Origin of the sequence: Ochrobactrum sp. XJ1, assembly GCF_024701725.1 — a bacterium.
GTDB classification, from domain to species: domain Bacteria; phylum Pseudomonadota; class Alphaproteobacteria; order Rhizobiales; family Rhizobiaceae; genus Brucella; species Brucella anthropi.
This window is the reverse complement of record NZ_VDGD01000001.1, coordinates 35,517-50,018: the sequence shown is the minus strand read 5'-3', so window position 1 is coordinate 50,018 and position 14,502 is coordinate 35,517. Positions and strand designations below refer to the sequence as shown.

Below are 14,502 nucleotides of genomic sequence, written 5' to 3'. Positions count from 1 at the left end.
ATTTCCAATGATTCAAGAAAAACAGGGAATGCTCTAGCGCCCTGAACACACAAGCACCAATTGGAGGAAACCATGGCTAAAATGAAAACAATTCTCTTCGCTTGCGGTACAGGTGTAGCGACATCTACGGCAGTGAATGCAACCGTCACCGAAGAAATGAAAAAGCGTGGGCTTACCTTCAACGCTCAGCAGGCAAAAGCAACTGAAGTTGCTTCTCTGGCTGACAATGTGGATTTCATCGTTTCCACTACGCCTATTTCGGCTTCTGTGACCAAGCCCGTCATAAAGGGCCTCCCCTTCCTGACCGGCATTGGCAAGGATCAGGTTCTCGATCAGATCGAAGCCGAGCTGCGCAAATAAGCGCGGACCGTGAAACCTGACCGTTCACGCGATCTAACGGGTTTAGTGCGGGTTATCTTCTGAAATCCGATAATCCCTAAGTTTAGCAACAGCGCAGCGGGCGGCGCCAGCACCTCCCGTTGCGAGTTCTCTCCCGCACTGGCTTGAACCAAAGCCCTATCGCAGATCAACCAGATCGCCCACAATCGCCGCAGCCTCGTTCTGCAGGACATCTGTCGCGCTCTTGCGGTTTTTCTCAATCGCCAGATCAGCACTCAAGCTTCGCTCATTCGATTGCAGACCGTCATCCATCCCGGTATCAATACCGTCGTTGACCTTCCCGCGTGCCTTGATCCGCTTTTCCTGAGCGGCCATCTCGTTGCGACGTTCAGTTTCGTTGAGGGATATGGACTTTTTCTCGCGCTGCTCTTTCAGCGTTGCAACGTCTTGCAAAAAGTCCTGAAACTCCGGGGATTTCTGCACGCGCTCATCATGCAGGTTCTGCAGCCGAGGCAACAGCGTCTTTATATTGTCCGATCGCTTGTACTTCGCAGCCTTCACCTGCGACCACGGCAACGCATTGTCGAAGCTTGATTCACCGACAAGCTTGAGATCGAAAAGCCCCGGTAGACTGATATCGGGTGTTACACCACGCAATTGGGTCGTACCACCGTCAACTCGGAAGAACTGCGCGACTGTAAATTTAAGCTCGCCATATTCGGGTTTGGGGTTATTGGCCACTTCGTCAAGATTGACCACGGTCTGCACCGTTCCCTTGCCGAAACTTGGTTCGCCGATAACCACACCACGACCATAATCCTGTATCGCCGCAGCAAAAATCTCGGAAGCCGAAGCTGAACCGCGATTGATGAGTACGCCCAGCGGGCCCTTCCAGGCAGGTGCCGAAAGAGTATCGCTTTCCACCTTGACTTCGCCGCTTGCATTGCGCTGCTGGACGACCGGTCCTTTTCCAACAAACAATCCTGTTAGATCGATCGCTTCGCTGAGCGAACCGCCGCCGTTGTTGCGCAGGTCGACCAGCACACCATCAACCTTGTCTTGCTTCAACTCAGCAATGAGCTTGGCAACGTCGCGGCTGGCACTCCTGTAATTCTTGTCGCCCTTGCGCCGCGCTTCAATGTCTTCGTAAAACGCAGGCAGAGTGATCACTCCAATCTTGCGGGAGGCGTCTCCGTCTTTCACCGAAAGGATCTTCTTCTGGGCGGCCTGCTTGTCGAGACTGATCTTGTCGCGGACTAGAGAGATGACATGGTGCTTGCCGTCGGGGCCAGCATCGACGGGCAGGATATCGAGCCGCACAACCGAACCCTTGTCACCACGGATCATCTGCACGACCTCATCGAGACGCATGCCGATCACTTCCTTGATAGGACCTTCCTTGCCCTGTCCAACGCCAACAATACGGTCGCCCACGGCAAGCTTGCCCGATGACTGTGCCGGACCACCCGCAACCAGTTCACGGATCGTCGTATAGTCGTCTCTTTCCTGGAGCACCGCGCCGATACCGACCAGAGACAGCTTCATTGAAATATCGAATTCGGCTGAAGCCTTGGCACCGAAGTAATCGGTATGCGGATCGACCGACGTCGTATAGGCAGCCATGAATGATTGGAAAGCGTCGTTGCTGTTGTATTTAAACGTGCGCTCGATGGAGTTTTCATAGCGCTTGTCGAGGGTTTTGCGAATCGTCGCATCATCCTTGCCGGCAAGCTTCAAACGCAGCCAGTCGTTCTTGACGCGTTTGCGCCACAGATCATTGCTCTCCTCACTTGATCGCGGCCAGGGCTCCTTGTCGCGCACGATAGAGAAATCTTCCTGCTTGCTGAAATCGAACCCCTGCTTGAGCAGGCTGCGCGCAAAGGTCATGCGCTCGATGATGCGCATCTGGTAGGTGTTGAAGATGGAAAACGGAACAGTCAAATCCTGGCGTTCGATGGCATCATCGATTTCCTTGCTGCCGGTCAGGAACTTGTCGACATCCGCCTGCAGAAAGATGAGCCGATCCGGGTCCAGCGAGTCGATAAACCGGTTCATGATCCGGACCGACAGCGCATCATCCAGAGGAATGGGCCGATAATGAAAACGCGTGAGAAACTCTGCCGTTAGATTGGCGGCTTGCATTTGCTCCGGCGACGGCTTCAAAATGGCCGGAGAACTGACTTCAAGAGCATGCGCTGACGAAATGCCTGCCAAAAAGAGCCAGACCAAGCCAATTTTAATGCGTTTCAAGCTGTGTTCCATTCTCGACATTGAGCGCTTAGTTCCAACCCTTGTTCAGCAATTATGTTTTTTTGGCAACCGTCTGTATGAATTATTCAGTCGAGCGGCACTTGGTACTGGCCCATAAGAGATAGACATTGGCTACCGGAGGGGCCTCTTCATGATCAATGGCCCATCTGAGGCGGGTGCCGTATATCGCATTACCACCCGGATCGTCCGCGACTTAACCGGAGTTCTGTTCGCGCACTCATTCAGCGCCTGCTGTGCGCTGATTGCGAATTCGCGACCCGCTCGTCTAACTGGTTGATACTCGACAGTCACGATGCGTACCAACTCGCCCTCAGCATTATATGTAACCTCGAAAGTTGCGGACGCTCGTTGATAATCAATATTCTCGGGCAACTTCCAGCACTCGGAAGCCATATCGGCAACCAATTGCGCGTCGTTTGCAGCAGCGGGAAAGGCTGCAAACAGCATCAGGATAGTTCCGACGAAGCCAGTTCTGTGCATGTTTCTCCGTCGCGATTTCACGGTTACGATTCCACCCTTATACGTAGTCGTTGAATCGCGAAGCTACCAGTCTGGGGACTGGTTTGTGGTTGTAAAACTTGTATGACCATCAAGCCGGATTTTCCCCGCTTTTTCCCGTTCATCATCAGTTCATGCGCCAGATTTCAGGATGCGAGCTTGAAAGGAGTACGCAGAATGAACCTAGTTAAAGGACTGATCGCCGGTGTTCTCGGTGTCGGGATGCTGATCGGAGCAGGTGCTGCCAATGCCGCGCCGACACTGAACGTCGCAAAACCAGACGTGAGTTCGAATGTCGAACAAGTCCGGGATCATCGGGGACATCATTCACGGAAACATTGGAAGAAACGGCATCACTACAAGCGAAACAACTGGCGCTCGCATCACCGCCATTATCGTGGACCACGCTGGCATTCGCATCGCCATTACAGGCACAACGCCTGGCGCAATCATCACAGACACCACTATTATAGTGGGCCACGCGTGAGGCGGGGTCACTATTAGTAAAAGGGGCGCGTAACTGCGCCCCTTTTGTCATTCTCGCTGAAAATGATCGGGGTTGAACCACGTTCAGCCCCGATTGTTCATTCTTACTTTGCTTCGATAGCCTGCAGACCAGCAAGTGCGCATTCCGCATCAGTTGCACCCGATGGTGCGCCGCCAACGCCAATTCCGCCGACCAGTGCATCCCCGATCTTGATCGGCAACCCACCCGCCTGAATAACGAAGCGAGAATCCATGTCCCGCATGCCATTATTGGCTGGCTTCGACGCGATAAACTCTGCGACTTCACCGGAATCACGGCCCAGAGCAGCCGACGTGAACGCTTTTCCTTCTGCGCTGTTGCCGGTATGCGGACCAGAAAGATCGGCCTTGAGCAGAACCTTGGTCGATCCGTCTCGCGCCACAACTGCAACGCTCACATTATTGCCCTTGGCGACACAGGCATCCAGTGCAGCCTGTGCAGCTTTGGTTGCCAGATCAAGCGGCAGATAGGGCGTGGTGGGAAGAGTCTGAGCGAAAGCGGCAGCCGGGGCCATCGACAAAACGATAATTGCAAGTTTACGGATCATGGTCGTTCCTCAGTTGTGATGAGGAACATTTAGTTCCCGTCAGCAAGCAGTGAAATCCGTAACATTTACGAACTTATCGGTAGTTCTACGGATGTGACTGTCCTTCAAGCCACAAGCGTGTCATTTCCGCTTGCGATGTCGTGCCCAGTTTTGCTCCTATGGCCGCACGGTGGCTATCTATCGTGCGTGGTGACAATTCAAGACCGTCGGCAATTTGCCGGGTAGTGAAGCCTTGTGCAATACGATCAAGCACCTCACGCTCACGCGCTGTCAGCGCGTCCAGCAGTGCCAGCGTTTCGGCTCTCAGAGCCTCGCTCCCCAGCTTGCGTTCAAGCAGTTGCTGAGCCTTCTGGATTGCATCGATCAAATCCTGCTCATCGACCGGCTTGGAAAGATAATCCACCGCGCCATTTCTAAAGGCGCGACGACAGGCTTCGATATCGCCGTGGCCCGAGATGATGATCACCGGCCAGTCAACTTCCTGCCCGGCCAGAAGCTCCTGAAGCTTCAGGCCCGTCATGACAGGCATGCGAATATCGAAAATCATGCATCCGGGTTTCAGTCGCGGCAGCTGCGCCAAAAAAGCGGAAGGATCAGCAAACCCCCTGACCTCGATGTCTATGGTTGACAGAAGAAGGCTGAGCGACTTTCGTACCGCTTCATCATCATCGACAAGATAGACCGGTTGAACCATCGTCTTAACTTCCTGTGCCATCGGCGATTGGGAGCACAACGCGAAACAACGCACCTTGCTCCTGAGGAATATAGGAAATTTCACCACCAAAGCGTTCAACCAGCCGCTGGCTGAGTGCCAGGCCGAGACCGGTCCCTTCAGGGCGATTTGTCGTAAAAGGGGTAAAAAGACGCGGCAACAACTCTGGCGCAACACCGGGGCCGTTATCGGCAATTTCCAGAATAGCGAGCGATCCGTCAGCTTTCAGAGATGCGTTGATCCATCGATCACCATCACTATCATGAAAGGATTCAATTGCATTGCGGAGAAGATTGAACATCACCTGTTCCATTTCCACCGGGTCAAACGCAGCCAACAAAGGTGTCTCGGGTATCGAGAGTTCAACTTTGACGCCTTGTCGTACAGCCTCCGAGGCGAGCAGTGTCTGCACGTTCTGAAGTGAAAGGCGCAGATCAGCATGTTTCGTCTGCCGGCGCTGCGGACGAGACCAATTGCGTAGCCGATCCAGAATGGCGGATGCCCGACGCGCCTGATCCACCATATCGTCCAGCGCTCCGGCCAGCGCCGTCATATTGTTGCGGCTCAACAAGCGGCGCCCCGCCTGAGCCCCCGCCAGAAGGGCCGTCAGGGGCTGCGTCAACTCATGTGCCATGCCGCTTGCCATTTCGCCCATCGTGTTGACGCGTGAGGCGTGTGCCAATCGGGCTTCGAGGCTACTCAGTTCTGCACGACGTTCCGCATGGCGCGTGCGTTGTGTCTGGCGAACGATGACCAATCCACCAAAGAACAGCAGGTTCGTAAGAACGAGGATCGGAATAAGCTGGTCAAACGGCAAAAGATCAGTCCAGCCCATGGCAAGGGCTGTCTGGAAGAGAAGCGGTTGCGTTGCACTGCCCAGTTTCTTGGAAAAATGCGCTTCACCAAATGTGCCCGCGCTACTGAACAAAACCTTCCCATCTGGCATGAGGATACGCTGCGCAACGCCATCCCGGCTCCAGAATGCATCGTCAGAACTGATGAGACTGCTCGCATTGATCGAGAGTGTCAGACCGTCGTGCGGGGTGTCCGTATTCGGGCTGCGTTTTACGATCATGTAATGCCCGGGTCGCGCAGCAGGTGCCAGAAGCTCGGGGACGCCTCGCGATGAACGAGCGGCCACACGTATGGCATCAGCCAGTTCCGGTTCCAGCTTTCTTGTGCCGGTCACCGGCTCAGCCGGGTTCATCGGCACCAGTTGAATTTCATCGATGCGCGGATAGAAACGAGTGATCGTTGCCGCCACTTCGAGGAAAACGTCATCCTGCGAAACATCAGCCGTTCGCGCTTTGGATTGAGCGATCGTTGAAAGCGCCGTCAGATGGGCATCGTGTTGGTCGGCACGTTGGGAAGCCTCACGATGTAACGTAAAGCTGGCAGCTTGAAGTTCGGACAACAGCGCCGCTCGTTGATAAACAGCAAGGCTGCCTATCGCCAGAAGGTTGAACAGCAGACACAAGAGAAATGGAAGCAAGGCAGATCGGATGCTTCCATTGTAGAGGTTCATAAATTGCATCCCGGTATCAGGCTGTGTTCTGGTCTTTATGGCATCTCTGCTATCTATATATACCCGTATTTATCTCCCCGTCCAAACCGCACCATGCACGATACATGCCTGGGCTGTTGAACGGCAGGCTGACATTGCCTTTGCGATCCACCGCAACAAGACCGCCAGAGCCACCGATTTCACCCAGCTCGCGGACAACCGCGCCAGCTGCCTCATTGAGCGATTGCCCTGCCCAGCGCATCCGTGCATTCACTTCGTGACCCACCGCCCAGCGAATGAAATATTCTCCGTGACCTGTGGCGGAAAGCGCTACCGTCTCGTCATCCGCCCAGGTTCCAGCACCGATGACCGGGCTGTCGCCAACGCGTCCCGGTGTCTTGGCGGTCATGCCGCCCGTGGATGTGGCTGCCGCCAGATGACCGAAACGATCCAGTGCAACTGCTCCGACAGTGCCATGTTTGCGGGCAGGATCGCCATCGTCGGCGGCACCACTGCGACGACGTGCCATTTCGTCGTGCAAGGCCTTGCGACGCTGTTCCGTCGAGAACCATTCCGGCGCCATCATTTCCAGACCGGCAGCTTCGCAAAATCGCTTTGCCCCCTCGCCTGCGAAAAATACGTGTTCGGTCTGCTCCATGACTGCACGTGCCGCCAGAACAGGATTGCGTGGCCCGCAAATTCCGGAGATGGCACCGCATGCCCGCGTTGCACCATCCATGATGGCCGCATCCATCTCATGCGTTTCATCCGTCGTGAAAACGGCTCCGTGCCCGGCGTTGAAAAGCGGATTTTCTTCCAGGGCAATCACAGATGCCGTCACGGCATCAAGTGCTTTGCCACCTTTACGCAGAACATCCAGTCCAGCCTGCAGGCATTCCCGCAGGCCGGCATGATAGGCTGCTTCCTTCTCTGGCGTCATATTGGCTTTAAGAATGGTTCCAGCGCCGCCATGCAACGCGATGACAGGTACAAATTCGGGCATCTTCATTAACTCGCTAAAAAAACCGGCGGCCTTGAAGCCGCCAGTGGATACGGTCTTATTTCGGCTTGACGTCCATTGCCAACGTGTCCTCGTCAGAGCGCGGCGTATAGGAAATCTTGTCCTTTTTTACACCCCATGCCGACATGTTCACAGCAAGCGGCAAATCTGGTCTGTCGGTTGAAACAAGCAGATTGGCTTTCTCAAGAAGAGCGCCACGCTTGGCCTCGTCCATTTCACTACCGGCATCCTCAATCAGCTTGTCCATTTCCGGATTGGAATATCCGCGCGTATTGAAAGCGCCCAGTGATTTCGCGGTGTCATTTGTATGCATCAATGACGACAGCATATAGTTGGATTCACCGGTCAGCGTGCCCCAAGACGCCATATAGAGCGAATAATCCCCGCGCGTCTTGGCCGGATTAAATACCGCTGCAGGGACGCCGCTGACATCGACCTGAACATTGATCGAAGCGAGCAACTGGGCAATTGTCGGCCCCAATTCCATCGGCATACGGTCATTGGCATAATTCAATGACACTTTGAAACCATCCGGATAGCCAGCATCGGCCATCAGCTTGACTGCCTTTTCAACGTCGTAAGCAGCCGGAGCAATGTCCTTGTTGTAGCCGAAAATATTCGAGGCCACCATTTGCGTGGGCACCGAGCCCATGCCTTCCAACGCTACTTCCGTGATCGTCTGGCGATCAATAGCCAGGTCGAAAGCTTCACGCACACGCGGATCAAGGAATGGGTTCTTCTCCAGCTTTTTGCCGGTTTTATCCCAGACCATTGGCGATTCTTTGCGGAAGTCGAACTCCAGATAGGGAATATAGACGGATTCATCCTTCACGACGTCCAGCTTGGAATCGGACTCCAAGGCAGCAAGATCTGTCGAAGGAACCTTCGATATCAAATCAACCTGACCGGCCTTCAGCTGGGCAACGCGAGCAGCATCATTGGGAATTTCCTTGCGCACGACGTGATCCCAAGGCTGGGCACCACCCCAGTAACCGTCAAATTTTTCCAGTACCAAGTCCTGCGTGGGAGCCCATTTCACAAATTTATAAGGACCCGTACCAATCGTAGCCTTACCTGAATTGAAACCGTCTGCGGCCGTTTCCTTGGTCGAGTAATCCGCTGCAGCCTTGTGGGAAACAATGAACAGACGTACGAAATCATTGGGCAATGTTGGCGCCGATCCAACCGTCGTCACACGGACGGTCAGCGGATCGATCACTTCCACACCCTTCACCCTGCGAACATAAATGGTCGAAGGATTAGGTCCCGTAACATTTGGAATGCGCTCGATGGAAAACTTCACGTCCTCGGCAGTAAAGTCCGATCCATCGTGGAATTTGACACCTTCACGCAGTTTGAACTCCCACGTCGTGTCATCGACAGGCTTCCAGCTCACAGCGAGTGACGGTTCGACTTCGAGCTTATTGCCCGATTTCAAGAGCGTATCGAAAACATGCTTGGTCGCTTCGGCATTCGCAGACGTTGCCGTAAAGTGCGGGTCCATTGAAGCTGGCCCCGATTTCGTGGCAATCACGAGGTCGGCAGCAATCGCTGACAACGGCATCATCAGTGTCGTTGCCAGTAAGGCGGTGTTGAATATCGAACGAATGGTCATTTTTTCCCCTGTAATTTTCTCATTGGCATGACGAGTAGTAAAATCCATGGCAAGCCGACTTGCCGATTATTGATCCGAGATGTGCTGTTTCAGGTATCTTCGCCTTCGATAGGCTCCAAATCCGCGACGAGCTGCTGCGGCCAACTTTCCGAAGCTACCACCAGCTTGGTCAGGATTTCAGAAAGGTTCAAACGCTCGGCGGGCGACAGGGATTCGAGCATCATGCGTTCGTGATCCATCATCTTCGCCTCGACAGCTTCCACCGCCAAACGCCCTTTTTCAGTCAGTTTTAAAGCAACTCGGCGCTGGTCAATGGGGTCGAGCTCGCGGCTGATCATGCCCAACGTGTCGAGCTTGTTCACGGCACGGCTCAAGGTATTTTTTGGGAAACCGGACGACCGGACAACTTCGGTCAGGGTCAACTCGGCGCTCAGATAGAGCGACCAAAGCACGACAAACTCCGGCCGCAGCAAACCAAGTTGCTGCTGGATCAATCCATAAACAGGATTGTTGAACCGCAACGCCAGATAGTTCAACCGAAATGAAAGCCAGCACGGATTTCGCCAGAGCTTGGGATAGAGCGGATCGCCCTCCGAAAGACTGGAAAGCCCCGGCTCCTCCCGTCCCGCGCGCCCTTCGTAAAGAGCCGTACGCAACAAATCATCCATCGATAAAACCTCAGCGGTTTTTCATTTAGTACTATTTGGAACGATATTTAAAAATTTTGTTGCGTCAACTCTATTTTTTTGTTCCTAATGGAACCGAATTCAAAAAAGCAAATGAATGCAGGGGTGCCATCGCACAACCATCCCTGCGAGGGGTTAGTGCGCTCTGGTTGCCAATCCGGAAAATTGCAGGAGACGAAAATGCGCATTCAGGACATGCATTGGTCGCAGGTCGAAGCACGTGTAAAAGAAGACGACCGTTGCGTCATCCCGATCGGGTCTATTGAACAACATGCCTATTTGAGCTTGGCAACCGATATGATCCTGGCCGAACGCGTCGCCGTAGAGGCGGCCGAGCCGACAGGCGTGCCGGTGTTTCCTTGCCTGCCCTATGGAATGGCATCCGGGTTCGCTGATTTTCCAGGTACGGTTACGCTGACGCTGCGCACCTACATCAATGTGATCGAGGACGTTCTGAACAGTGTCTATCATTCAGGTTTCCGTCGCATTCTGATTGTCAACGGTCATGGCGGCAATTCGCCTATCAACCCTCTCCTGTCGGAATGGATGAACAGTCATCGCGACACTTCGGTCAAGCTCCACGACTGGTGGCGCGCGCCAAAGACCATGGCAAAAGTGCAGGAGATTGACCCTGCTGCCAGCCATGCCAGCTGGATGGAGAACTTTCCATGGACCCGCCTGGAAGGTGCGCCGATCCCGAATTTCCAGAAAGAGCGCATCGACTTTGCCGCATCCGCGCGCGTCGATGCTGGCAGAAAGCGTGAACGTATTGCTGAGGGCAATTATCACGGCGTCTTCCAAAGGCCCGATCGGGACATGATGGAAATCTGGAAAGTCGGTGTCGAAGAAACACGCCACGAGATCGAGCATGACTGGCATTAACGCGCCGGTCAAACCTTCCAAGTCCCTCGCAACCCTTGCCCGAATGCAACCATTGGGGCACTAGCCAGAGAAAAGCCAATGGCCTCATTCATTCTCCGCAGGTCGGGACAGGCGTTCATCGTCCTGGTGGTCATGTCCATTCTTGTGTTCATTGGCGTTTACGTCATCGGCAACCCCATTGACGTACTCATTTCACCGGATGTTACGCAAGAAATCCGCCAGCGGGTTATCGAGGAATACGGCCTCAACCAGCCCCTCTGGAAACAATATGCCGATTTTGTCGCCAAGACTGTCAGTGGCGACTTCGGAAGATCATTCGTCTTCAACATGCCAGTCAGCGAGTTGATTGCCCAGCGATTGCCGGCGACCTTGGAGCTCGCTGTTATCGCCGTTCTGCTTGCCTCTCTTATCGGCATCCCTCTTGGCGTCTATGCCGGTTACAAGCCAGAAGGGTTCGTTTCCAAACTGATCATGGCAGGCTCGATACTTGGCTTTTCCGTACCTACCTTCTGGATCGGATTGATGCTGATTATGGTGTTTGCTGTTCAGCTCGGCATGTTGCCCGCCGGTGGGCGAGGAGAGACTGCCGATATTTTCGGGATTCCCTTTTCGTTTTTGACCCGCGATGGCTGGTCACATCTCTTCCTTCCAGTTCTTAATCTGGCTCTGTTCAAGATGGCGATGATGTGTCGACTGGCAGCAGCAGGCACACGCGAGATAATGACGACCGATACAATTAAATTTGCACGGGCGGCAGGCATTCCTGAACACACGATCCTGCGCCGGCATGTATTGAAGTTGATCTCCATTCCGCTTGTTACGGTGTTTGGTCTGGAACTCGGCTCAACACTTGCCTTCGCTCTTGTCACGGAAACCATTTTCAACTGGCCGGGGCTCGGAAAACTCATCGTAGACTCCATCGCATCGCTCGACCGTCCAGTCATGGTCGCCTATCTGATGATGGTCGCGATCCTCTTCGTCGTCATCAACCTTTGCGTCGATCTGGCTTATGCAGCCCTCGATCCACGACTGCGTCAGAAAGGTCGCTGAGATGGCCGAAACGGTATCAACTCAAAGCTCCGCTCCAATAAGCAGCACGTCTCCTGTGAAGGAGTTTTGGCGGGCCTTTTCCAAGAACAAGGTCGCGGTTATCGCATTCGCTGTGGTTGTCATCATTGCTCTGCTGGCAATATTCGCGCCATGGATCACGCCACAAGACCCCTACGACCTCAAATCTCTCGTGCTGCGTGATGCGCGCCGGCCGCCCGGCTATGTCGGTGCCCAGGGCATGTATTATCTGCTCGGCTCGGACAGTCAGGGACGCGACCTGCTGTCAGCCATTATATATGGTCTGCGCATATCACTCGAAATGGGACTGATTGCAGGGGCCATAGCCTTCAGCCTCGGCGCGATTGTCGGTTGTTTCGCGGCCTATCTTGGCGGGCGAACAGAAACTTTCATAATGCGCCTTGTGGATGTGCAATTGTCATTTCCGGCCATCCTGCTGGCCTTCGTGGTTGCCGCCGTGCTCGGTCAGGGAAAGTGGCAGCTCATTCTGGCACTTGTCTTCGCGCAATATGCCTATTTCGTGCGCACGGCACATGGTGCGGCGGCGGCGGAACGGCAAAAGGATTACGTGCAGGCAGCCCTTTCCGTGCCGATGAGTGGCTGGCACGTCGTGACACGGCATATCCTGCCCAACTCCCTGCCACCGCTCATCGTCGTGGCAACTGTGCAAGTTGCTTCAGCCATTTCGCTGGAAGCCACGCTTTCATTTCTTGGTGTCGGCCTGCCGCCAACAGAGCCCTCCCTTGGAATGTTGATTGCCAATGGCTTCCAGTATCTTCTGTCGGGCCGCTACTGGATTTCCATCTATCCGGGCGTTGCGCTGATTGTTCTGATCATGGCCATCAATCTCATGGGCGATCAGATCAGAGACATACTCAATCCGAGGCTGCGCAAATGACAGCTCTGCTACAAGTCGACAATCTCTCCACTTATTTTGAAACTGACCGCGGTACGGTGAAATCCGTCGATGGCATCTCATTTGAAATCGGGAAAGGCGAAATACTTGGCCTTGTCGGAGAATCTGGTTCAGGAAAATCGATCACCGGCTTCTCTCTGATTGGCCTGATCGATAAGCCCGGCAGAATTCAACCCGGAAGTTCAATTCGATTTGAAGGCCGGGAGCTGGTCGGATTGCCGGAAAACCAATTGCGCAGCATTCGCGGTCGGGAAGTCTCTATGGTCTTTCAGGACCCCATGATGACCCTAAACCCGGTCCTCAAGGTCATCGACCAGATCGCAATGGCTATCCGCGCTCACGAAAAGGCTTCGGATGCCGAAGTTCGCCGCAGAGCAATCGAAGCTTTGGCGCGGGTGCGCATTGTCGAGCCGGAAAAGAAGGTCGACCAGTATCCACATCAGTTTTCAGGTGGCATGCGCCAACGCGTGGCGATTGCTATTGCGCTGCTTCACAAGCCCAAACTGGTAATCGCGGACGAACCCACAACCGCGCTCGATGTGTCGGTTCAAGCGGAAATCCTCAAAGAAGTGAAAGCGCTCGTCTCTGAATTGGGCATCTCGATGATCTGGATCAGCCATGATCTCGCGACCGTTGCTTCAATCTCACAGAGAATAGCCGTCATGCGGCTTGGCAAGATTGTCGAGATGGGGAGCGTTGCCGAAGTACTCGGTTCTCCCAAGCACTCCTACACTCAAGGCCTGCTTGATGCCCTGCCGTCACGAAAACAGCCAGGGGAGCTTCTAACCTCAAGCGCCACCGAGAACGCTGGCGAATATTCAATTATAGAGACGCAGAAGAATAAATCTCTCGCCCCAAGCCCGAACTTCGTCAGCGCCGATGACGTTACGATGATCTTCCAAAAGCCGGTAGGCTCGCTTGGCCGTTTTGCCCAACGGCTCGGCCTCGCCAAACCAGCTCATGCCGTCCATGCCGTTCAGTCCGCAACTCTTACGATTGCACGCGGCGAAGTGCTGGGGCTGGTCGGCGAATCCGGCTCGGGGAAATCAACGCTTGGCCGCATCATCTGCGGCATCTCCACGCCAACTTCGGGTAATGTTCTGGTTGACGCTCGCAAGGTGCGGGAAAAAGACCGCAAGATTGGCACTTCCGTTCAAATGATCTTTCAGGACCCCTTTGCATCGCTTGATCCACGCCGCACAATATTTCAGTCCGTCGCGGAAGGGCCGATCGCACACGGGCTTTGCACCAAGAAAGACGCGCGCGAATATGTCAATCGCTGGCTGAAATCAGTGGCATTCGATCCGGCGCTGGCAGACCGTTATCCTCACCAATTCTCCGGCGGACAGCGACAGCGCATTGCTATTGCGCGGGCGCTGGCAATGCAACCGGAGCTCATCGTTTGCGACGAGCCAGTGGCTTCGCTCGACGTTTCCATTCAGGCACAGGTTATCAATCTCCTGTTGCAACTGAGGAAAAGCCTTGATCTGACATTGCTTTTTATCAGCCATGACCTGTCTGTCGTTCGCCATCTGTGCGACCGCGTTGTTGTCATGCATCACGGCAAGATTGTCGAAGAAGGTACCGTTTCTCAAATATTCACTCAGCCGAAACAGCCATATACGCGCATGCTGCTTGACGCGGTGCCCAAGCTGGCCTGGTGAAAGGGCCTATCGAACAGGTTTAAAGGCTTCACTCACCCCGTCTCAGAGTATAGGGCAGAATAAACAGATACAGCCCGGTTGCGAGTAATATAAACAGCGGTAGAAGCGGAGAATAAACGATCCACACCGGAGGCTGCCCGAACGCCATAGTGACGAAATTCGCAATCACGGTAAGCGTGAATATGATCGACAACCAGCGGTGAATTTGGCGTATGGATTTATTCAAGACCATATGTGCTTCTCCTTATGGAGT

14 protein-coding genes are annotated in these 14,502 nt (G+C 54.2%); 6 read left to right on the top strand and 8 right to left on the bottom strand.

Features of this window, described 5'->3' with window-relative positions; translation table 11 throughout:
* Positions 1–72: 72 nt before the first annotated feature.
* Entirely contained in the window at positions 73–360 is a 288-nt protein-coding gene (locus tag FG152_RS00270) for a PTS sugar transporter subunit IIB (protein WP_010659301.1), read from the top strand.
* Between the two features lie 156 nt (positions 361–516).
* On the opposite strand, the gene FG152_RS00265 is transcribed toward FG152_RS00270, so the two are convergent.
* Entirely contained in the window at positions 517–2,601 is a 2,085-nt protein-coding gene (locus tag FG152_RS00265; RefSeq protein ID WP_010659302.1) for a carboxy terminal-processing peptidase, read from the bottom strand.
* Between the two features lie 684 nt (positions 2,602–3,285).
* On the opposite strand from FG152_RS00265, the gene FG152_RS00260 reads away from it, so the two are divergent.
* Entirely contained in the window at positions 3,286–3,612 is a 327-nt protein-coding gene (locus FG152_RS00260; RefSeq protein ID WP_155269258.1) for a hypothetical protein, read from the top strand.
* 86 nt (positions 3,613–3,698) lie between these two features.
* Here the strand turns inward: FG152_RS00260 and FG152_RS00255 are convergent, their stop codons facing one another.
* The 6 genes from FG152_RS00255 to FG152_RS00230 all read right to left on the bottom strand — a co-directional run bounded on the left by FG152_RS00255 (position 3,699) and on the right by FG152_RS00230 (position 9,701).
* Positions 3,699–4,181, bottom strand: a complete 483-nt coding sequence (locus tag FG152_RS00255) for a GlcG/HbpS family heme-binding protein (RefSeq protein ID WP_010659305.1) — start codon at positions 4,179–4,181, stop codon at positions 3,699–3,701.
* An 85-nt stretch (positions 4,182–4,266) separates the two neighbouring features.
* The gene (locus tag FG152_RS00250; protein ID WP_010659306.1) at positions 4,267–4,875 is read right to left on the bottom strand and encodes a response regulator transcription factor; all 609 of its coding nucleotides are present in this window, start codon (positions 4,873–4,875) and stop codon (positions 4,267–4,269) included.
* A gap of 4 nt (positions 4,876–4,879) precedes the next feature.
* Positions 4,880–6,418 (bottom strand): sensor histidine kinase, encoded by a 1,539-nt coding sequence (locus FG152_RS00245; RefSeq protein ID WP_010659307.1) that lies wholly within the window; start codon positions 6,416–6,418, stop codon positions 4,880–4,882.
* Between the two features lie 49 nt (positions 6,419–6,467).
* The gene (locus tag FG152_RS00240; RefSeq protein WP_105529408.1) at positions 6,468–7,400 is read right to left on the bottom strand and encodes an isoaspartyl peptidase/L-asparaginase family protein; all 933 of its coding nucleotides are present in this window, start codon (positions 7,398–7,400) and stop codon (positions 6,468–6,470) included.
* 55 nt (positions 7,401–7,455) lie between these two features.
* A complete protein-coding gene (locus FG152_RS00235) occupies positions 7,456–9,033 on the bottom strand; it encodes an ABC transporter substrate-binding protein (RefSeq protein WP_010659310.1) in 1,578 nt (525 codons plus the stop codon).
* Positions 9,034–9,122: 89 nt separating this feature from the next.
* The gene (locus FG152_RS00230; protein ID WP_010659311.1) at positions 9,123–9,701 is read right to left on the bottom strand and encodes a MarR family winged helix-turn-helix transcriptional regulator; all 579 of its coding nucleotides are present in this window, start codon (positions 9,699–9,701) and stop codon (positions 9,123–9,125) included.
* Between the two features lie 198 nt (positions 9,702–9,899).
* Between FG152_RS00230 and FG152_RS00225 the strand changes: the two genes are divergently transcribed.
* The 4 genes from FG152_RS00225 to FG152_RS00210 all read left to right on the top strand — a co-directional run bounded on the left by FG152_RS00225 (position 9,900) and on the right by FG152_RS00210 (position 14,249).
* On the top strand, positions 9,900–10,601 hold the full coding sequence (locus FG152_RS00225; protein WP_010659312.1) for a creatininase family protein: 702 nt from the start codon (positions 9,900–9,902) through the stop codon (positions 10,599–10,601).
* Between the two features lie 78 nt (positions 10,602–10,679).
* Positions 10,680–11,651, top strand: coding sequence for an ABC transporter permease (locus FG152_RS00220; protein ID WP_010659313.1), 972 nt, complete (start codon positions 10,680–10,682; stop codon positions 11,649–11,651).
* A 55-nt stretch (positions 11,652–11,706) separates the two neighbouring features.
* A complete protein-coding gene (locus tag FG152_RS00215; RefSeq protein WP_010659314.1) occupies positions 11,707–12,567 on the top strand; it encodes an ABC transporter permease in 861 nt (286 codons plus the stop codon).
* Positions 12,564–14,249: a dipeptide ABC transporter ATP-binding protein gene (locus FG152_RS00210; RefSeq protein WP_010659315.1), complete on the top strand. Its 1,686-nt coding sequence runs from the start codon at positions 12,564–12,566 to the stop codon at positions 14,247–14,249. Before FG152_RS00215 ends, FG152_RS00210 begins: the two co-directional genes overlap by 4 nt.
* Positions 14,250–14,277: 28 nt before the next feature.
* Here FG152_RS00210 and FG152_RS00205 read toward each other — a convergent pair whose 3' ends face one another.
* Positions 14,278–14,481, bottom strand: coding sequence for a hypothetical protein (locus FG152_RS00205; RefSeq protein WP_010659316.1), 204 nt, complete (start codon positions 14,479–14,481; stop codon positions 14,278–14,280).
* Positions 14,482–14,502: the final 21 nt, after the last annotated feature.

Coding starts and splice junctions, on each gene's coding strand:
- FG152_RS00240 (WP_105529408.1), bottom strand. CDS start 7,400: ATGCCCGAATTTGTACCTGTCATCGCGTTGCATGGCGGCGCTGGAACC.
- FG152_RS00220 (WP_010659313.1), top strand. CDS start 10,680: ATGGCCTCATTCATTCTCCGCAGGTCGGGACAGGCGTTCATCGTCCTG.
- FG152_RS00260 (WP_155269258.1), top strand. CDS start 3,286: ATGAACCTAGTTAAAGGACTGATCGCCGGTGTTCTCGGTGTCGGGATG.
- FG152_RS00205 (WP_010659316.1), bottom strand. CDS start 14,481: ATGGTCTTGAATAAATCCATACGCCAAATTCACCGCTGGTTGTCGATC.
- FG152_RS00265 (WP_010659302.1), bottom strand. CDS start 2,601: ATGGAACACAGCTTGAAACGCATTAAAATTGGCTTGGTCTGGCTCTTT.
- FG152_RS00235 (WP_010659310.1), bottom strand. CDS start 9,033: ATGACCATTCGTTCGATATTCAACACCGCCTTACTGGCAACGACACTG.
- FG152_RS00255 (WP_010659305.1), bottom strand. CDS start 4,181: ATGATCCGTAAACTTGCAATTATCGTTTTGTCGATGGCCCCGGCTGCC.
- FG152_RS00210 (WP_010659315.1), top strand. CDS start 12,564: ATGACAGCTCTGCTACAAGTCGACAATCTCTCCACTTATTTTGAAACT.
- FG152_RS00245 (WP_010659307.1), bottom strand. CDS start 6,418: ATGAACCTCTACAATGGAAGCATCCGATCTGCCTTGCTTCCATTTCTC.
- FG152_RS00225 (WP_010659312.1), top strand. CDS start 9,900: ATGCGCATTCAGGACATGCATTGGTCGCAGGTCGAAGCACGTGTAAAA.
- FG152_RS00230 (WP_010659311.1), bottom strand. CDS start 9,701: ATGGATGATTTGTTGCGTACGGCTCTTTACGAAGGGCGCGCGGGACGG.
- FG152_RS00270 (WP_010659301.1), top strand. CDS start 73: ATGGCTAAAATGAAAACAATTCTCTTCGCTTGCGGTACAGGTGTAGCG.
- FG152_RS00250 (WP_010659306.1), bottom strand. CDS start 4,875: ATGGTTCAACCGGTCTATCTTGTCGATGATGATGAAGCGGTACGAAAG.